Raw genomic sequence first — 17,088 nt, 5'->3', positions numbered from 1 at the left:
AAAATTAATGGTATTAGCAAAACTCAACTGCAAGCCACTGATTTTAATTTCAAGACTGCGGTGGTTGATGACACTTTCACGGGAACTGGTTATCGAGATGATTTGTTTGGTGGTTTCGGTAATGATACACTACAAGGAAATGGAGGTGATGACCGTTTATTTGGGGAACAGGGAGATGATAGGTTATTTGGTGGTGTTGGTAATGATACCCTTTATGGTGGTGCGGGAAGTGATACTGCTGTTTATTCAGGTACTCGTTCCCAATATCAAATTACCAGTTCAGGAGGAGTATTTACCATTACCGATTCTGTCAATAATCGTGATGGTATAGATACATTGTATGGAATCCAAAAAGTACAATTTTCAGATCAAACCATAACTATTACTGATAATGATGGTTTACCAACCCTCTCCATTAATGATGTAACTATCACAGAAGGTAATAGCGGTACAACTAATGCAGTGTTTACTGTCACCCGTTCTGGTACTGCCAGTCAACCTATCACAGTTAACTATGCCACTGCTAATGGTACAGCAACAGCAGGTAGTGACTTTACTAGCACTTCTGGTACTCTCACTTTTGCCACAAATGAAACTACTAAAACCATTGCAATATCTATTCTTGGTGATACAACTGTTGAGGGTAACGAGACATTCTTTGTTAACCTGAGTAACCCGACAAATGCCACTATTGTCGATGCTCAAGGTCAGGGTACTATCAATAATGATGATGTAGCTTTACCCTCTATTACCCTAGCTGTATCTCCCAGCAGCGTTACCGAAAACGGAACAGCCAACCTAGTTTATACCTTCACCCGCACAGGTCTAACAACCAACCCCCTGACAGTAAACTATAATATTGCAGGTACAGCAGCCAGTACCGACTATACAGGTGCAACACCGGGAACAGGCAAAACCATTACCTTTGCAGCAGGTTCAAGTACCGCAACCCTAACCATAGATCCCACCGCAGATACCACCGTTGAAGCTAATGAAACCGTAGCGTTAACATTAGCTGCGGGTACAGGTTACACCGTTGGTACAACCACCGCCGTCACGGGAACTATTACTAATGACGATACTAGCGTTACCCTAGCTGTATCTCCCAGCAGCGTCACTGAAGATGGAACAGCCAATCTAGTTTATACCTTCACCAGAACTGGTGTCACCAGCAATGCCTTAACTGTTAACTACAACATAGCTGGAACAGCAGATAGTACAGACTATACAGGTGCAACACCCGGAACAGGCAAAACCATTACTTTTGCTGCTGGTTCGAGTACCGCAACCCTAACCATAGATCCCACCGCAGATACCACCGTTGAAGCTAATGAAACCGTAGCGTTAACATTAGCTGCGGGTACAGGTTACACCGTTGGTACAACCACCGCCGTCACGGGAACTATTACTAATGACGATACTAGCGTTACCCTAGCTGTATCTCCCAGCAGCGTCACTGAAGATGGAACAGCCAATCTAGTTTATACCTTCACCAGAACTGGTGTCACCAGCAATGCCTTAACTGTTAACTACAGCATCGCTGGAACAGCAGATAGTACAGACTATACAGGTGCAACACCCGGAACAGGCAAAACCATCACCTTTGCTGCTGGTTCGAGTACCGCAACCCTAACCATAGACCCCACCGCAGATACCACAGTTGAAGCTAATGAAACCGTAGCGTTAACATTAGCTGCTGGTACAGGTTACACCGTTGGTACAACCACTGCGGTAACAGGAACTATTACTAATGATGATGTTGCACCCTCTCTCACCATTAACCTCAGTGCTAACCAAACGGTTGTGGAAGGTTTCACCAGTCCCCAAAATGTCAGCTATACAGTCACTCTTTCCAACTCCAGCAGCCAAATTATCACCGTTCAATATGCCACTGCAAACGGTACAGCTACAGCAGTGTCAGACTACACCAGCACTAGCGGCACTCTCACATTTAACCCTGGTATTACCAGTCAAAATATCATTATCCCCATTGTCAATAATTCCATTAATGAAGCCAATGAAACCTTTACCCTAACGTTAACTAACCCAACTAATGCCACCTTGGGTACTGCTCAAACTGCGACTACAACCATCACCGATACCTTAACCGCTGCCTTTACCACTACCCTACCCGCAAATGTAGAAAACCTGACCCTCACAGGAACATCTGCTATCAATGGTACAGGTAATGCAGGTAATAACGTCATCAGGGGTAATAGTGCCAATAATACTCTTACTGGGTTAGATGGTAATGATACTTATGGTTTTGTAGCCAATTCTGCTTTAGGAACTGACACAATTACAGAAATAACAACTGGGGGAACAGATACTGTTGACTTTACTGGTACTACTGCTGCTGTAAATTTGAATTTAGGTGTCACTACATCACAAACAGTCAATAGTAATCTCAAACTCATTCTTTCTGCTAATAACGTCATTGAAAATGCGACAGGTGGTACAGGAAATGACCGTTTAACAGGTAATACACTGAATAATACCCTGAGTGGTGGTGATGGCAGTGATCAACTGCAAGGTTTAGCAGGAAATGATACAATCTGGGGAGGTGCTGGTAATGATATCCTCAATGGTGGTGCTGGCAATGATAGCCTCTGGGGAGGACTGGGTGATGATATCCTCACAGGTGGACTAGGTAATGATCAATATCTTTTTCAAACTAATAGTGTATTTAATACCAGCTTAGGCGTTGATTACATTAGCGAGTTTGAAGCCACACTAGACAAGATTTTACTCAGTAAAACTACCTTTAATGCCATTACTAATACTGTAGGACAGACTTTAACTGACTTTGCGGTGGTTACTGATGATGAGTTTGTCAACGCTAGTAATGCCCGAATTGTTTATAGTCAAGGTTCTGGTAGTCTTTTCTATAACCAGGATGGTAATGTTTTAGGTGCAGGAACAGTGTTTGAGTTTGCCCGTATAGGTAATGTTGATATCACTCTTAGCAGTAGTGATTTCAGTTTGGTTGTGTAGTCTTTAGAGGAGACAAAAACAGTTTTCTCGTTCCCATAATACAGAATACGGGAGCGAGAAAAATAATTAATTGTCAATTATCAATTATCAATTTTCAATTTTCAATTTTCAATTTTCAATTTTCAATTTTCAATTATTAATGATTATTTTGATTGTAACCCACATTCCGCACCCCCTAGTATCATAATCGGTAATTTCGGATTTTTGAATACCTTTGAGGATAATTTTGATACAAAATAGTCTAAATCTTAGGTGGCGATAGCGAAGCGCTGCTGCAAGCAGTTCGCCAATCTCAAATCCCCAAACGGTCAATCTTCGTTGTGTGACAGTTTAGGGTGCGGAAGGTGGGCTATATTGGTGCTAACATCCAAAAATTTCTGGTGGTGCGGGACGAAAAGCTAATTATCAAGGACAGGCAAGATGCCCATCCCAGAAGATTGGATACTCTTTTTTTTTGGCGCAACCTCACCAGGTCATTTACACACCCACTAAGGTTTTGTTCTCTACTTGAGATTCGGTCTTAGGTAGTTTAGATTCTACGGCTGTACCTTTGAAGAAATCAGGGTTGGCTTGGGTGTAGAATTTATAGGGATTGCCAAATACATAAGTTTTGAAGTCAGCTTCAGAAATTACGCCTTCTCTCACCAAATCCCAGCTTTCAGCTAAAGGCGCGGTGAGATCGGGTACATCCCAGTGACCAACATCAGAGGAGTAAATGGCGTTAATTTTGACTCCCAAGGGGTTGGCTTTATCGTTGAATGCCGCAGCAATAGTACGATCATCTGATTCAGAACCAAAGAAGAAACTATTCACCCAGCGATCGCGTATATCTTCAATTGATTGAATCCCTGCTGCACCAAAATCTTCCAATTCGCTACCCACTGGTGAACGACTGTGACGGTTGAAGGAAGCTCCTAGTACACTTTTAGTCAATTCCTCTTTGCTGAGGGAATGTCCTTGAGTAATTTCTCCACCATACTCTGCAAACAACTCAAACAACTCATCAGGATTAGCTAAATCTGGGTTATAGTTTTGCAGTCCTTCTAAATTGCGCTTGGAGAAACGGTCTACTAAATGAATGTAGACGTGAGCGCCCCAATCTGCCCCACCTTCCAACATACCGATACGCAATTGGGGGAAGCGTCTAGTTACACCACCAAAGAACAATGCTTTGGCAAATGCTTGTGAACCATCAGCAAAGTGACCGATGTGGTTGTTCATGTAGTTACTAATGGAGGAGCGTCCAGTCCATCCTTGACTACCGTAATGGGTGGTGAGAGGTACACCTAATTCAACGGCTTTAGCCCAGAAGGGATCATAGTCATATTCGCTATCTAGCCCGAAAAAGTCAATGTAAGAGGCATATTTGCCAATTTCTGGGAATTGATCGGCTGGGTATTTATCTGCGATCGCCTTAATTGGCCGTCTCACACCACCAGGGATATTTGCCACTTTCAGCCCCAGTGTTTTTACAGCAAACTCCAACTCTTCAATCGCTTCTTGGGGGGTAGTCATGGGGATACCAGCTACTACTGTTAGGCGATCGCTATATTTGCGGTAAATATCAGCATGATAGTGATTAATTGCCCGTTGCAATAATTGCCGATTCTCCTTACTTGCACCAGCCGCAGCTAAGGCATTATTGGGAAATAATACAGAATAATCTGAACCTTGCTCCCCTTGACGTTCATAGAGTAATGCAGGGAGAGTGTAGGTAGCCAAATCTAAAGTATTACGGGTAACTCTAGCCCACCAAGGTGATCGCAATGTCCGGTTATATTGACGTTCTTCAGGAGTTTGTTGATACCAGTCTTTACCTTCACTCTTGGGATTAAGACGAGAAGATTCAGCCTTGCGTAATTCATCTACCAGCTTCACACCGCCGTAGTGAGCAATATAATCCTCAAGGGCAGAAGTAAAGTCATTAGTGTGAACATCAGTATCAATGACAGGATAATCCAGATTGGCTCTAACTGCGGCGGAGGGAGAGCTTTTCAATTTGCTATATTTAGTCATATTTTCCTTAGAAAAGTTACAAGACAACTTAGATCCCTGACTTCTCAAACAATTGCAGAATTTAAAAGTTATGAATTTTCAAAAAATCGGGGATCTGTGGGAGATCATGCTGTTGATTTTGACTTGGGTTTAATACGTGAGATTGAAGATTCTTGTTTTTTGGACAAGCCTAACTTTCCAATAGTCTGCATAGACTCCGGTAGGCTTTTAACGTCTGTGCTGACGGGATCTAAGGGAACAATAAATTTTCTTTAACCTTGGATTTAAAATCTAAAACTTTGCTCCTTTGCGTCTCTGCGCGAAATCCAATTATTTAAACTGCTGCTAATACTTTTTGAAATTGATTAACTGGACGAGATAAACCCAGATTTTCCCGCAGAGTTGTACCTTCATACTCAGTGCGGAATAAACCCCGACGTTGTAGTTCAGGAATTACTAAATCAACAAAATCATCTAATCCACCAGGAAGATAAGGAGGCATAATATTGAAGCCATCAGCAGCGTCATTGAGAAACCAGCTTTCTAGTTGATCTGCAATTTGTACTGGTGTACCGATAATTGTCCAATGACCACGCGCTCCTGCAATCCATTGATACAGTTCCCGAATGGTAAAATTGTGTCTACGAGCAATATCAATTAATAATGCTTGGCGGCTTTTGTTATCATTGGTTTCTGGTAAATCTGGCAATGGTCCATCCAGGGGATAGGCAGAAAGATCCGTCCCTATCAGTCCTTGTAATAAAGCTAAACCAACTTGGGGATGTATTAAATCCTGTAATTCCTGATATTTGGCTTTTGCGTCTGCTTCTGTTAGTCCTACCACTGGAAAAACACCGGGCATAACTTTGAGTTGATCCGGAGTACGTCCATATTTTGCTAATCTACCTTTAACATCTGCGTAGAAGGCTTGAGCATCTTCTAAGGTTTGTTGAGCAGTAAATATCACTTCGGCAGTTTTACCAGCTAATTCTTTACCATCTTCAGAAGAACCTGCTTGTACAATTACAGGATGACCTTGGGGCGGACGGGCAATGTTTAATGGTCCGCGCACGGAAAAGAATCTACCTTTATGGTTAAGTTGATGTATTTTATTGGGATCATAGTAAAAAGCTGTTTCTTTATCACGGACAAAAGCATCGTCTTCCCAGCTATCCCAAAGACCTTTAACCACATCAATAAATTCGTGGGCGCGGATGTAGCGTTCTGCGTGAATAGGATGGGCTTCTAAACCGAAATTCCCAGCAGCTTCACTACTTCCTGTTGTCACTACATTCCAGCCGGCTCTCCCCCCGGAGATATGATCTAAGGAAGCAAATTTGCGTGCGAGAATATAGGGATCTTCATAGGTGGTAGAGGCTGTAGCGATAAAACCAATCTTTTCTGTCACCGCAGACAAGGCTGAAAATAGGGTTACAGGTTCAAAGTCTCCACCAAAGGCTGTCCGGCCTTCTGCACCGGGACGATGTTGTAAGGCTAAACCATCAGCTAGAAAAAATGCGTCGAATTTACCGCGCTCGGCTGTCTGGGCTATCTGTTTATAATGCTCAAAGTTGAGAGCGCCATTACTCCGTGCTTGAGGATGTCGCCAAGCTGCTACGTGCTGACCTGCTCCGGGTAAAAATGCACCTAGTCTTAGTTGTTTTTGTTGTTTGCCCATATCAGACTCCAAGTAATATTTTTTACTCAATGAATATAGGATGATAAAAATTTTCTGGGATAGCAGTTGTCAGATATGTCAATGTGACTGCTGCATATTTGATATTTATTTGTTGGGAAAGCTTTTTCAACTCCTTAGCTATAGTTATAGGCATTAGCGTTAGTGGTGGGTTGTTGATAAAACTACTGTATCTCGACTGATTTATCGTAGATTAATAGTAGAATCTCATAACTCTCATGAAAAAGCAAGTACCTTTTTATAAAAAATATGGTGAACTAAATTTATTGGCGGCTAATTTTTAGAGATTCTAAATATTTGACGGCTCTAGAGTGTGCAGAGTGGGCGATAGCGAAGCGCTGCTGCAAGCAGATCGCTCAATTTAAAAAATATATAGTACAATTATACTTGTATTAACTACTGGGTAAAATAAAAGTAGCTTAAAATATAAGTATAAAAACTCCAGAGTACAGGTAGTAAATAAATGAAAATAATTTTCCCAACTTACGAAGGCTGTGATTTTTGCTAAACTAGAAATATGTATAAAATAAGGAAATATCAAGCTATGACACTTCCTAATTCATCAAGTCCTCAACACTATAAACTTGATATTGAACCGGAAGGACGTTTAACTTTACCCCAAGAAATCCAACAAATACTTAATTTACAATCTGGAGATAGATTAATTTTAACTCTGGAAGATAACGGAAAACTCCAATTAGTCAGCCTCAAACAACAAGTTAAAAAATTAAGAGGTTTATTAAAATATTAAAAGATAAATCACCTGATAGAAACTTGGTAGATGAACTCATCCAAGAACGCAGACAGGAGTATTTAAGTGAATAAATCTGTCTTAGAGGATGTTTGAAAAGTCTAACTTAGGCGATTAAAAATCACATCTACACAGACAAAACCTGCCTACGCAAGTTTCAAATCCTTAATTTTTCGTTAGTCCACGCAGGTGGACTTTGTTTGTGTAGTAGCGAATTATATTCGCCGAAAACTTTTAAGACAACCTCTTAGTTACCTAATTCCCTATTATACAATCTAGCTGCACAACAGCTTACTAATGTAGGAATCTCATCTGGATAATCAGCAATTAAATCAGCTTTATGAGCTTCCAATTCCTCCCTACTTCCATAGCCATAAGTCACACCAATTGAAGCAATATTATTTTTCTTAGCTCCAATAATATCATGAGAGCGATCGCCTACCATAACTACAGAAGAATGTAAAAGACTTTCCCTCTCTATAATGTAGGAAATTAAATCACCTTTTACACTTCTATTACCATCTAATTCACTACCATAAACACCATCAAACAAAGGTGCTAAATCAAAATATTCAATAATGCGTGTAGCATAAATTTGAGGTTTAGAAGTCGCTACAAAAGTCTGATAACCAGCAGCACGAATAATTTTTAGGGTTTCGGGAATTTGCGGATAAAGAGAGTTTTCACATAACCCAATTGTAGAAAAGCGACTACGATATAGTGAAATTGCCTCCTCCAGTAATGTGTCATCAGAGGTTTGCAATAACTGGGAAAAACTGCTTTTTAGAGGTGGTCCAATACACCAAAGTAATTCATTAGCATCTGGTGGTTGATAACCAAGTTCCGATAAAGCATACTGAATACAGCGAGTAATCCCCGTTTTAGGATCAGTTAGAGTTCCATCTAGGTCAAAAAGGACTGTGCGACAAAGCATTTTGGTAAGTTTAAATAGTTTTCAACCTTTGCAGAAACTCAATATTTAACTGTAGTTTTTCTCCCAACCACAGAGCATTATCGGTATGATCTTTGACATCATCTCCCGTTTCTGGGTGAACTAAAACATCCAAATCTTCACGGTTAAGCATTAACCAAGTCACAACTTCACCAAACTGATGTGGTAAAAAAGCCACTTGATACATTGATTTCGGGTGTGGTCCTATAGGTTGTTCATGCCAACGCCCCAATCTTACATCAAATTTAGCACCTAAACCTTCTCTGACACGAGCAGCCGCTTCACGACTGACGGTATCAAAATAAATATGTGCATGAAACCCAGTAATCTCAGTATTTGTATTCATTGTTCTTGATTTCACCTCTTGCTCTCAAGTATAACTTAACCATTATTTAGATATACTAATCATTCGTAAGCCATAAATTTAGTCAAACACAGATTTTTTGTAAAACCACTTGAAATTTCTTTTTAGTCATGCAATACTACTAACACAATCCCCGATAAATCGGTCAATAATTTGTAGTTTCTGATTTCTCTCAAGTCATCAATAAATTATTCAACCCCCTCAAGGGTGATGCACAGATAACTGGCGATAGTTATGTCTGCGTCAGTTTCGGTATTGCAAGTAACTACTGACTATTTAAGATTTGGGTTTTTCATGTCAACAAATTTCCCAAACACAAATCCTAATTTACTAAGGAATTTAAACATGGCTGACATTAAAATTTATAGTGCGGTTGTTTGTCCTTATGCTCACCGTACCCGCTTGGTACTTCAAGAAAAGGGGATTGATTTTGATTTGATTGAAATTGATTTACAGAATAAACCAGAAGGTTTTACAAAAGTTTCTCCCTATGGAAAAGTACCTGCAATTACTCATGGAGAAAATCGAATTTGGGAATCAGCAGTTATTAATGAATATCTGGATGAAGTGTTTCCTAACCCCCCGCTTTTACCTAGTAACCCCATTGCCAAAGCTCAGGCTAGAATTTGGATAGATTTTGCTAATACTAGATTAGTTCCTGCTTTTTCTACACTGTTACGCAGTCCAGATTTCCAAAAACAAGAAGAAGCTAAAAAAGAACTCTACAAACATCTAGAATTTATTGAAAATGAAGGTTTAGGAAAACTTTCGGGAGATGGTCCCTACTGGTTTGGTGAATCTATCAGTTTGGTTGACTTTACCTTTTTCCCCTGGTTTGAAAGATGGGGCGCTCTTAAACATTATCGTGGCTTTGGTATCCCTGCTGAATTTACTCGTTTGAAACAGTGGAAACACGCGCTTAAAGAAAGGGAATCGGTAAAGGCGATCGCTCACTCCAAAGAGTTCTATATTGAGCGATATGCTAAATTTGCTGCTCCTGTTCCTGTAGCTGCTTAGTCAAACGCTGCATTCAACTATTCCTAAATTGAGAACACAGATTTATGAGTTATCAAAACATAGAAGTTAAACCAATTGCTGGACGTATCGGTGCAAAAATTAAAGGTGTTAATTTAGCTGAAAATCTTAGTGATGAAATCATCAGCGAAATTAGAAAAGCCTTGGTTCAATATAAAGTCATTTTCTTCCGTGGACAAGAACTAGATGCTAATGGACAAGTAAATTTTGCCCGTCGTTTTGGTAAAATAACTACTGCACATCCCACAGTTCCATCACTTCCTGGATATCCAGAAGTATTGGACTTAGATTACAGCCGTACCGTTGCCCGTGCGAATAACTGGCACACCGATGTTACATTTGTAGATCGTCCGCCCCTTGGCTCAGTCTTGCGGGCATTGGTAATTCCGCCGGCGGGAGGGGATACTATTTGGGCAAATTCGGTGACTGCATACCAAGATTTACCGGAGCATTTGCGGAATTTAGCGGATCAACTTTGGGCAGTACATAGTAATGCCTATGATTATGCCACAGCCTTTGATATACCGGAAGAAGTGAAATCTTACCGGGATGTGTTTACTTCTACGGTGTATGAAACACTGCATCCAGTGGTGAGAATTCACCCTGAATCTGGGGAAAAAGGTCTATTTATTGGTGGTTTTGTGCGGCAAATTCGCGGTTTATCTCCCACTGAATCAGCCGATATTCTGCGCTTATTGCAATCTTATATTACACGACCTGAGAATACAGTGCGTTGGCGTTGGCAAGTTGGAGATGTAGCATTTTGGGATAACCGAGCTACTCAACATTATGCGATCGCCGATTATGGAGATCAACCCCGTCGTGTGCAGCGTGTAACCATTGCTGGTGATCTTCCTTTAGGAATTGATGGTAAATATAGTCAAGCCATTAAAGGAGATTCTTCCGCATATATTCCCAATCTTGTAGCAGCTTGACCTAACCCCCTAACCCCCTTTCCTTTTAGGGAAGGCGGGAAATCAAAGCCTCTCTCTTACAAGGAGAGAGGTTTGGAGAGAGGTTTTAGGTTTAAAAGCATTAAATAATTGTAATTGGAAAATTAAAGGAATTGGATTTTATGCCTTTAACACCTTCAACAATGTTACCTTTGGGAACTTTAGCACCTAAATTTAATCTCCCAGATATAGTAACAGGTAAAACGATTTCATTGGCGAATTTTGCTGATAAGAAAGTATTGGTAGTTATCTTTGTTAGTCGTCATTGTCCTTTTGTGCAACATATCAAATTTGAATTAGCAAAGTTAGGACAAGATTACAAAAATAGAAATGTGGGTATTTTAGCAATTAGTTCTAATGATATTAATACTCATCCTGATGATGCACCAGAATTACTTAAAGATTTTGCCCAAGAAATAGATTTATCCTATCCTTTGCTTTATGATGAAAGTCAAAAAGCAGCTAAAGATTTTTTTGCAGCTTGTACTCCAGACTTTTTTGTATTTAATGCTAATAGAAAGCTGGCTTATCGGGGACAATTAGATGATAGTCGTCCGAAAAATGGTTTACCTGTAACTGGACAAGATTTACGGAAAGCAATTAATTATGTTTTAGCTGATCAGGAAATTATTTGGGAACAAAAGCCGAGTATTGGTTGTAATATTAAATGGAAAGCAGGGAATGAGCCGGTTTATTATAAAGTTCCTGTAGCGGTTGGGTAATCAATCAATAATAAGTGGCATTTGATACAGCAAGAATATGCGGAAGGCAGGAGAGGATCATCTCTTGCCTTTTCTTAAATATAATTTGCTTTTTTTAAAATTTAGTAGGGGCGAAGCATTCGGATAATTAATTATCGGTTTTTACCTAAGACTATCATCCGAATGCTTCGCCCTTACTGTGGTCTAAAGACATGAAAACTGCTGTAATATTCCTAACTTACAATTGTAGAACTGGTTGGAAAATTAGATAGATGAAAATGTCTGATAGCGTGGCGCAAGCCATATCAGGATACCCAGGATTAAAGGATTAACAGGATGAAAAAAATACAGCTACAGGACTTACCCAAAATCTCTTTAAAACCCTCTTAACTTCGTGTCCTTCGTATCTTCGTGGTTCATTATTTCGTGACTTGTCCACAAGTCCTAAGATAATCAAATCCTGTAAATCCTATAAATCCTGATTCTGACTATAAATCCTCATGCAACGCGCCCAACTTCCTAATCTCCGGCCAAATCATCGCCGTCACAACCACCACCAAAATCGTACCTATTCCCCCACTAACCACAGAGAAAACAGGTCCAAATAAAGCCGCAACCGCGCCAGATTCAAAACCCCCCAACTCATTAGACGCACTAATAAATACACTATTGATAGCCGCAACTCTTCCCCGTAAATGATCAGGGGTTTTAATTTGTACTAAAGTATGACGAATTACCACACTAATACTATCTAAAGCCCCAGTTAACGCCAACATTAACAACGACAACCACACCCAACGGGATAAACCAAAGATAATTGTTACCACCCCAAACCCGGCAACTGACCACAGTAACGCAAGTCCGGCTTTGCGGATAGGTGGCAAATATACCAACAATGCGGCCATGATCAATGCACCTATGGATGGTGCTGCTTGTAAATAGCCTAATTCCACTGGACCAACTTGTAAAATATCTTTGGCATAGACGGGTAATAATGCCACTGCACCACCCAACAAAACCGCAAATAAATCTAAGGTAATAGCAGCGAGAATAATTTGATTATTCCAAACAAACTCCGCCCCCGCAGCTAGGGATTTTAAAGATATTGGTTCTTTGGCAAAGTCGGTTTTTTGAGGTTTAATAGCTGCAACAGAGGCGAAACATAATAGACAGGCGATCGCCGCCACTATATAAACTGGGGTAGCACTCTTGAAAAGTGCGATCGCAAATCCTCCCAAAGCAGGTCCAATCACTGACGCTAACTGAAAACTACTACTTACCCAAGTTGCTGCATTCGCAAACACATGAGTCGGTATCAACTGCCACATCAGCGCATCACTGGCAGGCTTCAAAAATGCCCTCGCTACACCCATAAACGCTAAACAGGCATAAACTAGGAAAATTGCCCCTTTGCTGTAAGAAATAACTCCTAAACCCAGTGAACAAAGTGCCAGCATGAAAATTGCCAGTAAGGTAGTACGCTGGCGGTTATACTTATCTGCCACATGACCTGCTATGAATGTCAGTAAAATCATCGGTAGAACCTGTGCCAGTCCTACCCCACCTAAGGCCATCGGGGAATTTGTCCGTTCATAAAGTTCCCAACCAATGGCGACAGTCTGCATTTGTCCCCCTGTAAACAAGAGAACACGCCCAATAGTAAATAACCGATAATCTCGAAATCTCATGGCTGCAAAAGGATCGTGTGCAGCCTGATCTTTAGGGTGGATTTGTTTCTGTTTGCTCGAAGACATTTTTTAATAAAGTCAAACCTGCTTCAATTTGTGATAATTGTTCCGGTGTCAAACCCTCGATAATTTCGGCAATATGAGCGCGAGTTTTTTCCTGAGATTGTTCTAATAAAGACTTGCCTTCTCTGGTGATATTCAAAACTACTCGCCGTCTTTCTTGCGGGTTATCAGTGCGTTGCACCAGATGACGTTGTACAAGTCTTTCAATAGTTGTTGATGCTGTAGCACAGGTGACACCTAAATGATCTGCTACCTCAGATAAAGAAGCACCGGGATTGCGATTGAGAAAAGCGAGCGATCGCAACTGTGGTATTGATAAAGAGTCTGCACTGTGCGATCGCATTTCGTCTCGGATAAACCGCATCAATAAGGGAACTGTTTCCATCACCCTAGCGGCACATTCTTTAGAGGGTTTATCCAAACTCATAAGACCGTTTTTCTCCAGATTACATCGCCACCCGTGGATAAAGTCGTCCACAGATGTAGGTTAAACCTATTAATGTTAGCAAGAGAATTGTACAATCTAACCCGAACCCATAAATACTTGAACCCTGCGCCAGCATTGCACCCCGTAGAGCATCCACTTCATAAGTCAAAGGATTCAAGTGAGAAATGAGCTTTAACCAACTTGGCATCAATGAAATAGGATAGATCGCATTGCTGGCAAAAAATAACGGCATGGTGATTAATTGCCCAATTCCCGTAAACCTCTCCCGTGATTTCACTAAACAGCCAATGATTAATGAAAAAGTGCAAAAACAACCAGCACCCAAAAACACAATCAAAACTACCTGCAAGAAAGCCAAAGGATGGTGATTTAGGTTTACACCTAACAAAAAAGCCAACAGGTAAATAAATACCACCTGGGAAAAGCAACGTACACCAGAACCAATTCCTTTACCCAAAACAATGGCAGCGCGGGGTATGGGTGCAGCCAGAAATTTATGCACAACTCCTAAATCCCGTTCCCAAATTAATGTCATTCCCCCAGTAAAAATAGCGACAAACAACGCACTTTGAGCTAAAATACCGGGAGTCATAAAATCTAGGTAAGGTATATCACCTGTGGGTATAGCGCGAGTCCGAGTAAATACTTGCCCAAAAATGATCAACCATAAAGCCGGTTGTACAGCCCTGATTACTAAATCACTGGGATCATGACTCAGTTTTCTTACCTCTAACTCAGTAATTATCAGGGTTTTAGTAAATAAGTTTTTGATCGCAGACAAAATACCTTTTGGTCGAGAATGCCTGGTTTCAACCCAACCGTTGAGAGGTACGTCTGGTTCTTGCAGTTTCACTGTAGCTCACTCCTGATATTAATTGATTACCTGCGTATTGGATGAAGACATCATCTAAGGTTGCATCTGGTTTGCCGATGGCTGCTTTTAACTCTGTGGGTGAACCAGTGATAATTTCTTTACCTTGATTCATGATTACTACTCGGTGACACAGAGTATCTGCTTCTTCTAAAAAGTGGGTAGTTAAAAAGATGGTTGTGCCAAATTCTATACGCAGTTGTTCCATTAGCTGCCAAACTTGCGATCGCGCTACGGGATCTAATCCCACTGTCGGCTCATCGAGAAATAAAATCTGCGGTTGATGTAAAATAGCCTGGGCAATTTCTAATTTACGAATCATTCCCCCAGAATAATTTCTGACTAAGCGATGTGCTGCATCCTCTAAACCCATAAATTCCAACACATCTTTAATCTGCTGTTGTCGTCTTCTAGCGGGTATATCGTATAATTTAGCGAATATTAAAAGATTTTCATAACCTGTCAGGCTACCATCTGCTGATAAAGCTTGGGGTACGTAACCTATCACCCTTCTGACTGCATCGGGTTGACGAGTCACATCATAACCACCTAAGTATGCTTTACCACTACTGAGGGGCAGTAAAGTAGTTAGCATTTTAATTACCGTACTTTTACCAGCACCGTTGGGACCGAGTAAACCAAAAACTTCTCCCGATGCAACGGAGATATTCAAATTATCAACGGCTGTAAATTTTTCAAAGCGGCGCGTCAGTTCCAAGGTTTGCAATATTACGGATTGCGGGACTCGCGCAGATGTTACCGAAGAGTCTATGTTTCCCGTTAGTCTAGTCACGATGGGGAGACACTTCCTTTTTCAAATGTTTAGTTTATCTAAATATTAGTGTGGCATATTTTTTCTAAAAGTCAAGACCAAGGATTAATGATCACAACCCCAGTCCCAGCAAAATCTTTTTCGTTGCGAGTAACAAGTGATAGAGAGTGTTGAAGTGCGATAGCGGCAATTAAAGAATCCATAGCGGGTAGAGGTCGGACATTCTGTTCTAGTTGACAGATTAAATTTCCCCATAACACCATTGTGGAGACATCTAGAGTTAAGATTCTGTGTTCAAAGCGATTGGGTAGGGTTTCATTTAGCCAAGTTGTGAGAGATTCTTTTCTCTTAGATGGAGTAAGTTTACAGATGCCTCTAGCGATTTCGCCAATAGTAATTACACTGAGGTAAAGTGTTTCTGGAATTTGGGCATCTACCCAATCTAAAACTTTTTGATTTGGTTGTTTGGCAACAAGTTCAGAAATTAGACAAGTATCAAGAAGGTAGGTCATGGGTTGAAGGTATCGCGGGGTAGACTGCGATCGCGGTTCAAGTCGAGTTCTTCAGTGAGTTCAGCTAGGGGGGATTGACGGAAAAATTCTGAGATTTTAGTAGGTTTTTCTGAGTTGGTATTGCTTGTAGTTAGGCTTTGGGCAAGGAGTTGAATAATATACAGTTTATCGTTATGCGAAAGCTGAAGGAGTTGTTGTTCGAGTTCTGGGATAACCATGATGGGGTTTAAATGAAGGATAATTTTATTGTACTTTCAGCCTGGAGTTTAGACTAAAGCAGAGCGATCGCTATACTATTATTATGGATAGATTTTAGCTCTTACAAATTTACCCTACTTGAGCAATTACCTGTCCGATGTCTTGAGGTGTTAAGCTGAAATTTTCCCATTAACATTCTATTTAAAAATATCGCTAGAGTAAATTTAAACCAATATGGACTGGACAACACCACTCAAGGCACAACAGACTGATTTTATTCAAAGACTTAAATCTGCTAAATTACTCCACTGTGACGAAAAAGGCCAACATAGTGAATTAACTGTCATTTCTGGTCAAAGGTTAGACCAATTACGGGATTTTTGCTGGGAAATGGTGAAAAAGTATAAACCAACCGACCCCAAAAATTACTTTATCAACAACATGAAGGGGAAACTGGGTGAGGAAGTTGTTAAATCCCGTTTAGCTGATTTTGTCACGGAAGTTGACTATGAAAAGCGCGTTGGTGGTGATGGAAAAGTTGATTTTACCTTAACTTCTGACTCATCAATTGGTATTCAGGTTAAAGCCCGGAATGGCAATTTTGATAAAATTCAATGGTCAATTAGTCGAGAAGAAATTGAAAAAAATGCTGTTCTAGTTTGTATTTTAATTCAAGAGGAAGTTAGCGAAGCTCAGGCTGAATACAATCTGATTTTGGCGGGATTTTTACCAACAAATATGATTAACTCGAATACTGGTAAAGCCTTGGTGGAAATAGATGAATTGCTTTATGCTGGGGGTTTACGCAGCTATTTAGAAAGTTTGACATCTTCTGAAGCTGACGAATATATGCGCTTAGGTTATGAGTGTCTTGAGAAAGAAGATTATCAAAATGCTTTTGGTTATTATACTCAAGTATTGCAACTGAAACCAAATAATGAAGATGCTTACTTCAACCGAGGTCTTACCCGTAATGAATTAGGAGATAAGCAAGGAGCAATAGATGATTACAACCTAGCTATCAAGATTAATCCTAACCTTGCCCAAGCCTACAACAACCGGGGAGGTGTCCGTTCTGAATTAGGAGATAAGCAA

General features: G+C 40.5%; 17 protein-coding genes. 6 read left to right on the top strand and 11 right to left on the bottom strand.

Going from position 1 to position 17,088, the window contains the following annotated elements:
- A partial coding sequence (locus H6F45_RS24800; RefSeq protein ID WP_190348673.1) for a Calx-beta domain-containing protein occupies positions 1-2,994 on the top strand: 2,994 nt, incomplete at its 5' end.
- Between the two features lie 477 nt (positions 2,995-3,471).
- Here H6F45_RS24800 and H6F45_RS24795 read toward each other — a convergent pair.
- The 3 genes from H6F45_RS24795 to H6F45_RS27200 all read right to left on the bottom strand — a co-directional run bounded on the left by H6F45_RS24795 (position 3,472) and on the right by H6F45_RS27200 (position 6,821).
- Positions 3,472-5,010: an amidohydrolase family protein gene (locus H6F45_RS24795; RefSeq protein ID WP_190348672.1), complete on the bottom strand. Its 1,539-nt coding sequence runs from the start codon at positions 5,008-5,010 to the stop codon at positions 3,472-3,474.
- A 313-nt stretch (positions 5,011-5,323) separates the two neighbouring features.
- Positions 5,324-6,667, bottom strand: a complete 1,344-nt coding sequence (locus tag H6F45_RS24790) for an LLM class flavin-dependent oxidoreductase (RefSeq protein WP_137668347.1) — start codon at positions 6,665-6,667, stop codon at positions 5,324-5,326.
- Positions 6,668-6,689: 22 nt separating this feature from the next.
- The gene (locus tag H6F45_RS27200) at positions 6,690-6,821 is read right to left on the bottom strand and encodes a hypothetical protein (protein WP_277877028.1); all 132 of its coding nucleotides are present in this window, start codon (positions 6,819-6,821) and stop codon (positions 6,690-6,692) included.
- A gap of 381 nt (positions 6,822-7,202) precedes the next feature.
- Here H6F45_RS27200 and H6F45_RS24785 point away from each other — a divergent pair, with 381 nt between their 5' ends.
- Positions 7,203-7,436, top strand: a complete 234-nt coding sequence (locus H6F45_RS24785) for an AbrB/MazE/SpoVT family DNA-binding domain-containing protein (protein ID WP_242052722.1) — start codon at positions 7,203-7,205, stop codon at positions 7,434-7,436.
- Positions 7,437-7,683: 247 nt separating this feature from the next.
- Here the strand turns inward: H6F45_RS24785 and H6F45_RS24780 are convergent, their stop codons facing one another.
- Together H6F45_RS24780 and H6F45_RS24775 are read right to left on the bottom strand one after the other, a co-directional pair.
- The gene (locus tag H6F45_RS24780) at positions 7,684-8,370 is read right to left on the bottom strand and encodes an HAD family hydrolase (RefSeq protein WP_190348671.1); all 687 of its coding nucleotides are present in this window, start codon (positions 8,368-8,370) and stop codon (positions 7,684-7,686) included.
- 10 nt (positions 8,371-8,380) lie between these two features.
- Positions 8,381-8,734, bottom strand: coding sequence for a DOPA 4,5-dioxygenase family protein (locus H6F45_RS24775; RefSeq protein ID WP_096572453.1), 354 nt, complete (start codon positions 8,732-8,734; stop codon positions 8,381-8,383).
- 363 nt (positions 8,735-9,097) lie between these two features.
- On the opposite strand from H6F45_RS24775, the gene H6F45_RS24770 reads away from it, so the two are divergent.
- The 3 genes from H6F45_RS24770 to H6F45_RS24760 all read left to right on the top strand — a co-directional run bounded on the left by H6F45_RS24770 (position 9,098) and on the right by H6F45_RS24760 (position 11,462).
- The gene (locus tag H6F45_RS24770) at positions 9,098-9,769 is read left to right on the top strand and encodes a glutathione S-transferase family protein (protein ID WP_190348670.1); all 672 of its coding nucleotides are present in this window, start codon (positions 9,098-9,100) and stop codon (positions 9,767-9,769) included.
- A 44-nt stretch (positions 9,770-9,813) separates the two neighbouring features.
- Positions 9,814-10,722 (top strand): TauD/TfdA family dioxygenase, encoded by a 909-nt coding sequence (locus H6F45_RS24765; RefSeq protein ID WP_096572455.1) that lies wholly within the window; start codon positions 9,814-9,816, stop codon positions 10,720-10,722.
- 140 nt (positions 10,723-10,862) lie between these two features.
- Complete coding sequence (locus H6F45_RS24760; protein WP_137668350.1) at positions 10,863-11,462, top strand: thioredoxin family protein; 600 nt, start codon at positions 10,863-10,865, stop codon at positions 11,460-11,462.
- 467 nt (positions 11,463-11,929) lie between these two features.
- Here the strand turns inward: H6F45_RS24760 and H6F45_RS24755 are convergent, their stop codons facing one another.
- The 6 genes from H6F45_RS24755 to H6F45_RS24730 all read right to left on the bottom strand — a co-directional run bounded on the left by H6F45_RS24755 (position 11,930) and on the right by H6F45_RS24730 (position 16,013).
- Positions 11,930-13,195, bottom strand: a complete 1,266-nt coding sequence (locus H6F45_RS24755; RefSeq protein ID WP_096572457.1) for an MFS transporter — start codon at positions 13,193-13,195, stop codon at positions 11,930-11,932.
- Complete coding sequence (locus H6F45_RS24750) at positions 13,161-13,619, bottom strand: MarR family transcriptional regulator (RefSeq protein ID WP_096572458.1); 459 nt, start codon at positions 13,617-13,619, stop codon at positions 13,161-13,163. The genes H6F45_RS24755 and H6F45_RS24750 overlap by 35 nt, the downstream gene beginning before the upstream one ends.
- Positions 13,620-13,638: 19 nt before the next feature.
- A complete protein-coding gene (locus tag H6F45_RS24745) occupies positions 13,639-14,493 on the bottom strand; it encodes an ABC transporter permease (protein WP_190348669.1) in 855 nt (284 codons plus the stop codon).
- The gene (locus tag H6F45_RS24740) at positions 14,450-15,304 is read right to left on the bottom strand and encodes an ATP-binding cassette domain-containing protein (RefSeq protein ID WP_190348668.1); all 855 of its coding nucleotides are present in this window, start codon (positions 15,302-15,304) and stop codon (positions 14,450-14,452) included. The genes H6F45_RS24745 and H6F45_RS24740 overlap by 44 nt, the downstream gene beginning before the upstream one ends.
- Before the next feature lie 71 nt (positions 15,305-15,375).
- Positions 15,376-15,795: a type II toxin-antitoxin system VapC family toxin gene (locus H6F45_RS24735; RefSeq protein ID WP_137668353.1), complete on the bottom strand. Its 420-nt coding sequence runs from the start codon at positions 15,793-15,795 to the stop codon at positions 15,376-15,378.
- Positions 15,792-16,013, bottom strand: a complete 222-nt coding sequence (locus H6F45_RS24730; RefSeq protein ID WP_190348667.1) for a hypothetical protein — start codon at positions 16,011-16,013, stop codon at positions 15,792-15,794. The genes H6F45_RS24735 and H6F45_RS24730 overlap by 4 nt, the downstream gene beginning before the upstream one ends.
- A gap of 214 nt (positions 16,014-16,227) precedes the next feature.
- On the opposite strand from H6F45_RS24730, the gene H6F45_RS24725 reads away from it, so the two are divergent.
- Positions 16,228-17,088, top strand: an 861-nt coding sequence (locus H6F45_RS24725; protein WP_190348666.1) for a tetratricopeptide repeat protein, incomplete at its 3' end; no start/stop codon positions are given.

It is taken from the genome of Sphaerospermopsis sp. FACHB-1194 (genome assembly GCF_014696235.1).
GTDB lineage: Bacteria > Cyanobacteriota > Cyanobacteriia > Cyanobacteriales > Nostocaceae > Sphaerospermopsis > Sphaerospermopsis kisseleviana.
This window is presented reverse-complemented; position numbering and strand designations above follow the sequence as displayed.

Coding starts and splice junctions, on each gene's coding strand:
- H6F45_RS24795 (WP_190348672.1), bottom strand. CDS start 5,010: ATGACTAAATATAGCAAATTGAAAAGCTCTCCCTCCGCCGCAGTTAGA.
- H6F45_RS24790 (WP_137668347.1), bottom strand. CDS start 6,667: ATGGGCAAACAACAAAAACAACTAAGACTAGGTGCATTTTTACCCGGA.
- H6F45_RS27200 (WP_277877028.1), bottom strand. CDS start 6,821: ATGCCTATAACTATAGCTAAGGAGTTGAAAAAGCTTTCCCAACAAATA.
- H6F45_RS24785 (WP_242052722.1), top strand. CDS start 7,203: ATGTATAAAATAAGGAAATATCAAGCTATGACACTTCCTAATTCATCA.
- H6F45_RS24780 (WP_190348671.1), bottom strand. CDS start 8,370: ATGCTTTGTCGCACAGTCCTTTTTGACCTAGATGGAACTCTAACTGAT.
- H6F45_RS24775 (WP_096572453.1), bottom strand. CDS start 8,734: ATGAATACAAATACTGAGATTACTGGGTTTCATGCACATATTTATTTT.
- H6F45_RS24770 (WP_190348670.1), top strand. CDS start 9,098: ATGGCTGACATTAAAATTTATAGTGCGGTTGTTTGTCCTTATGCTCAC.
- H6F45_RS24765 (WP_096572455.1), top strand. CDS start 9,814: ATGAGTTATCAAAACATAGAAGTTAAACCAATTGCTGGACGTATCGGT.
- H6F45_RS24760 (WP_137668350.1), top strand. CDS start 10,863: ATGCCTTTAACACCTTCAACAATGTTACCTTTGGGAACTTTAGCACCT.
- H6F45_RS24755 (WP_096572457.1), bottom strand. CDS start 13,195: ATGTCTTCGAGCAAACAGAAACAAATCCACCCTAAAGATCAGGCTGCA.
- H6F45_RS24750 (WP_096572458.1), bottom strand. CDS start 13,619: ATGAGTTTGGATAAACCCTCTAAAGAATGTGCCGCTAGGGTGATGGAA.
- H6F45_RS24735 (WP_137668353.1), bottom strand. CDS start 15,795: ATGACCTACCTTCTTGATACTTGTCTAATTTCTGAACTTGTTGCCAAA.
- H6F45_RS24730 (WP_190348667.1), bottom strand. CDS start 16,013: ATGGTTATCCCAGAACTCGAACAACAACTCCTTCAGCTTTCGCATAAC.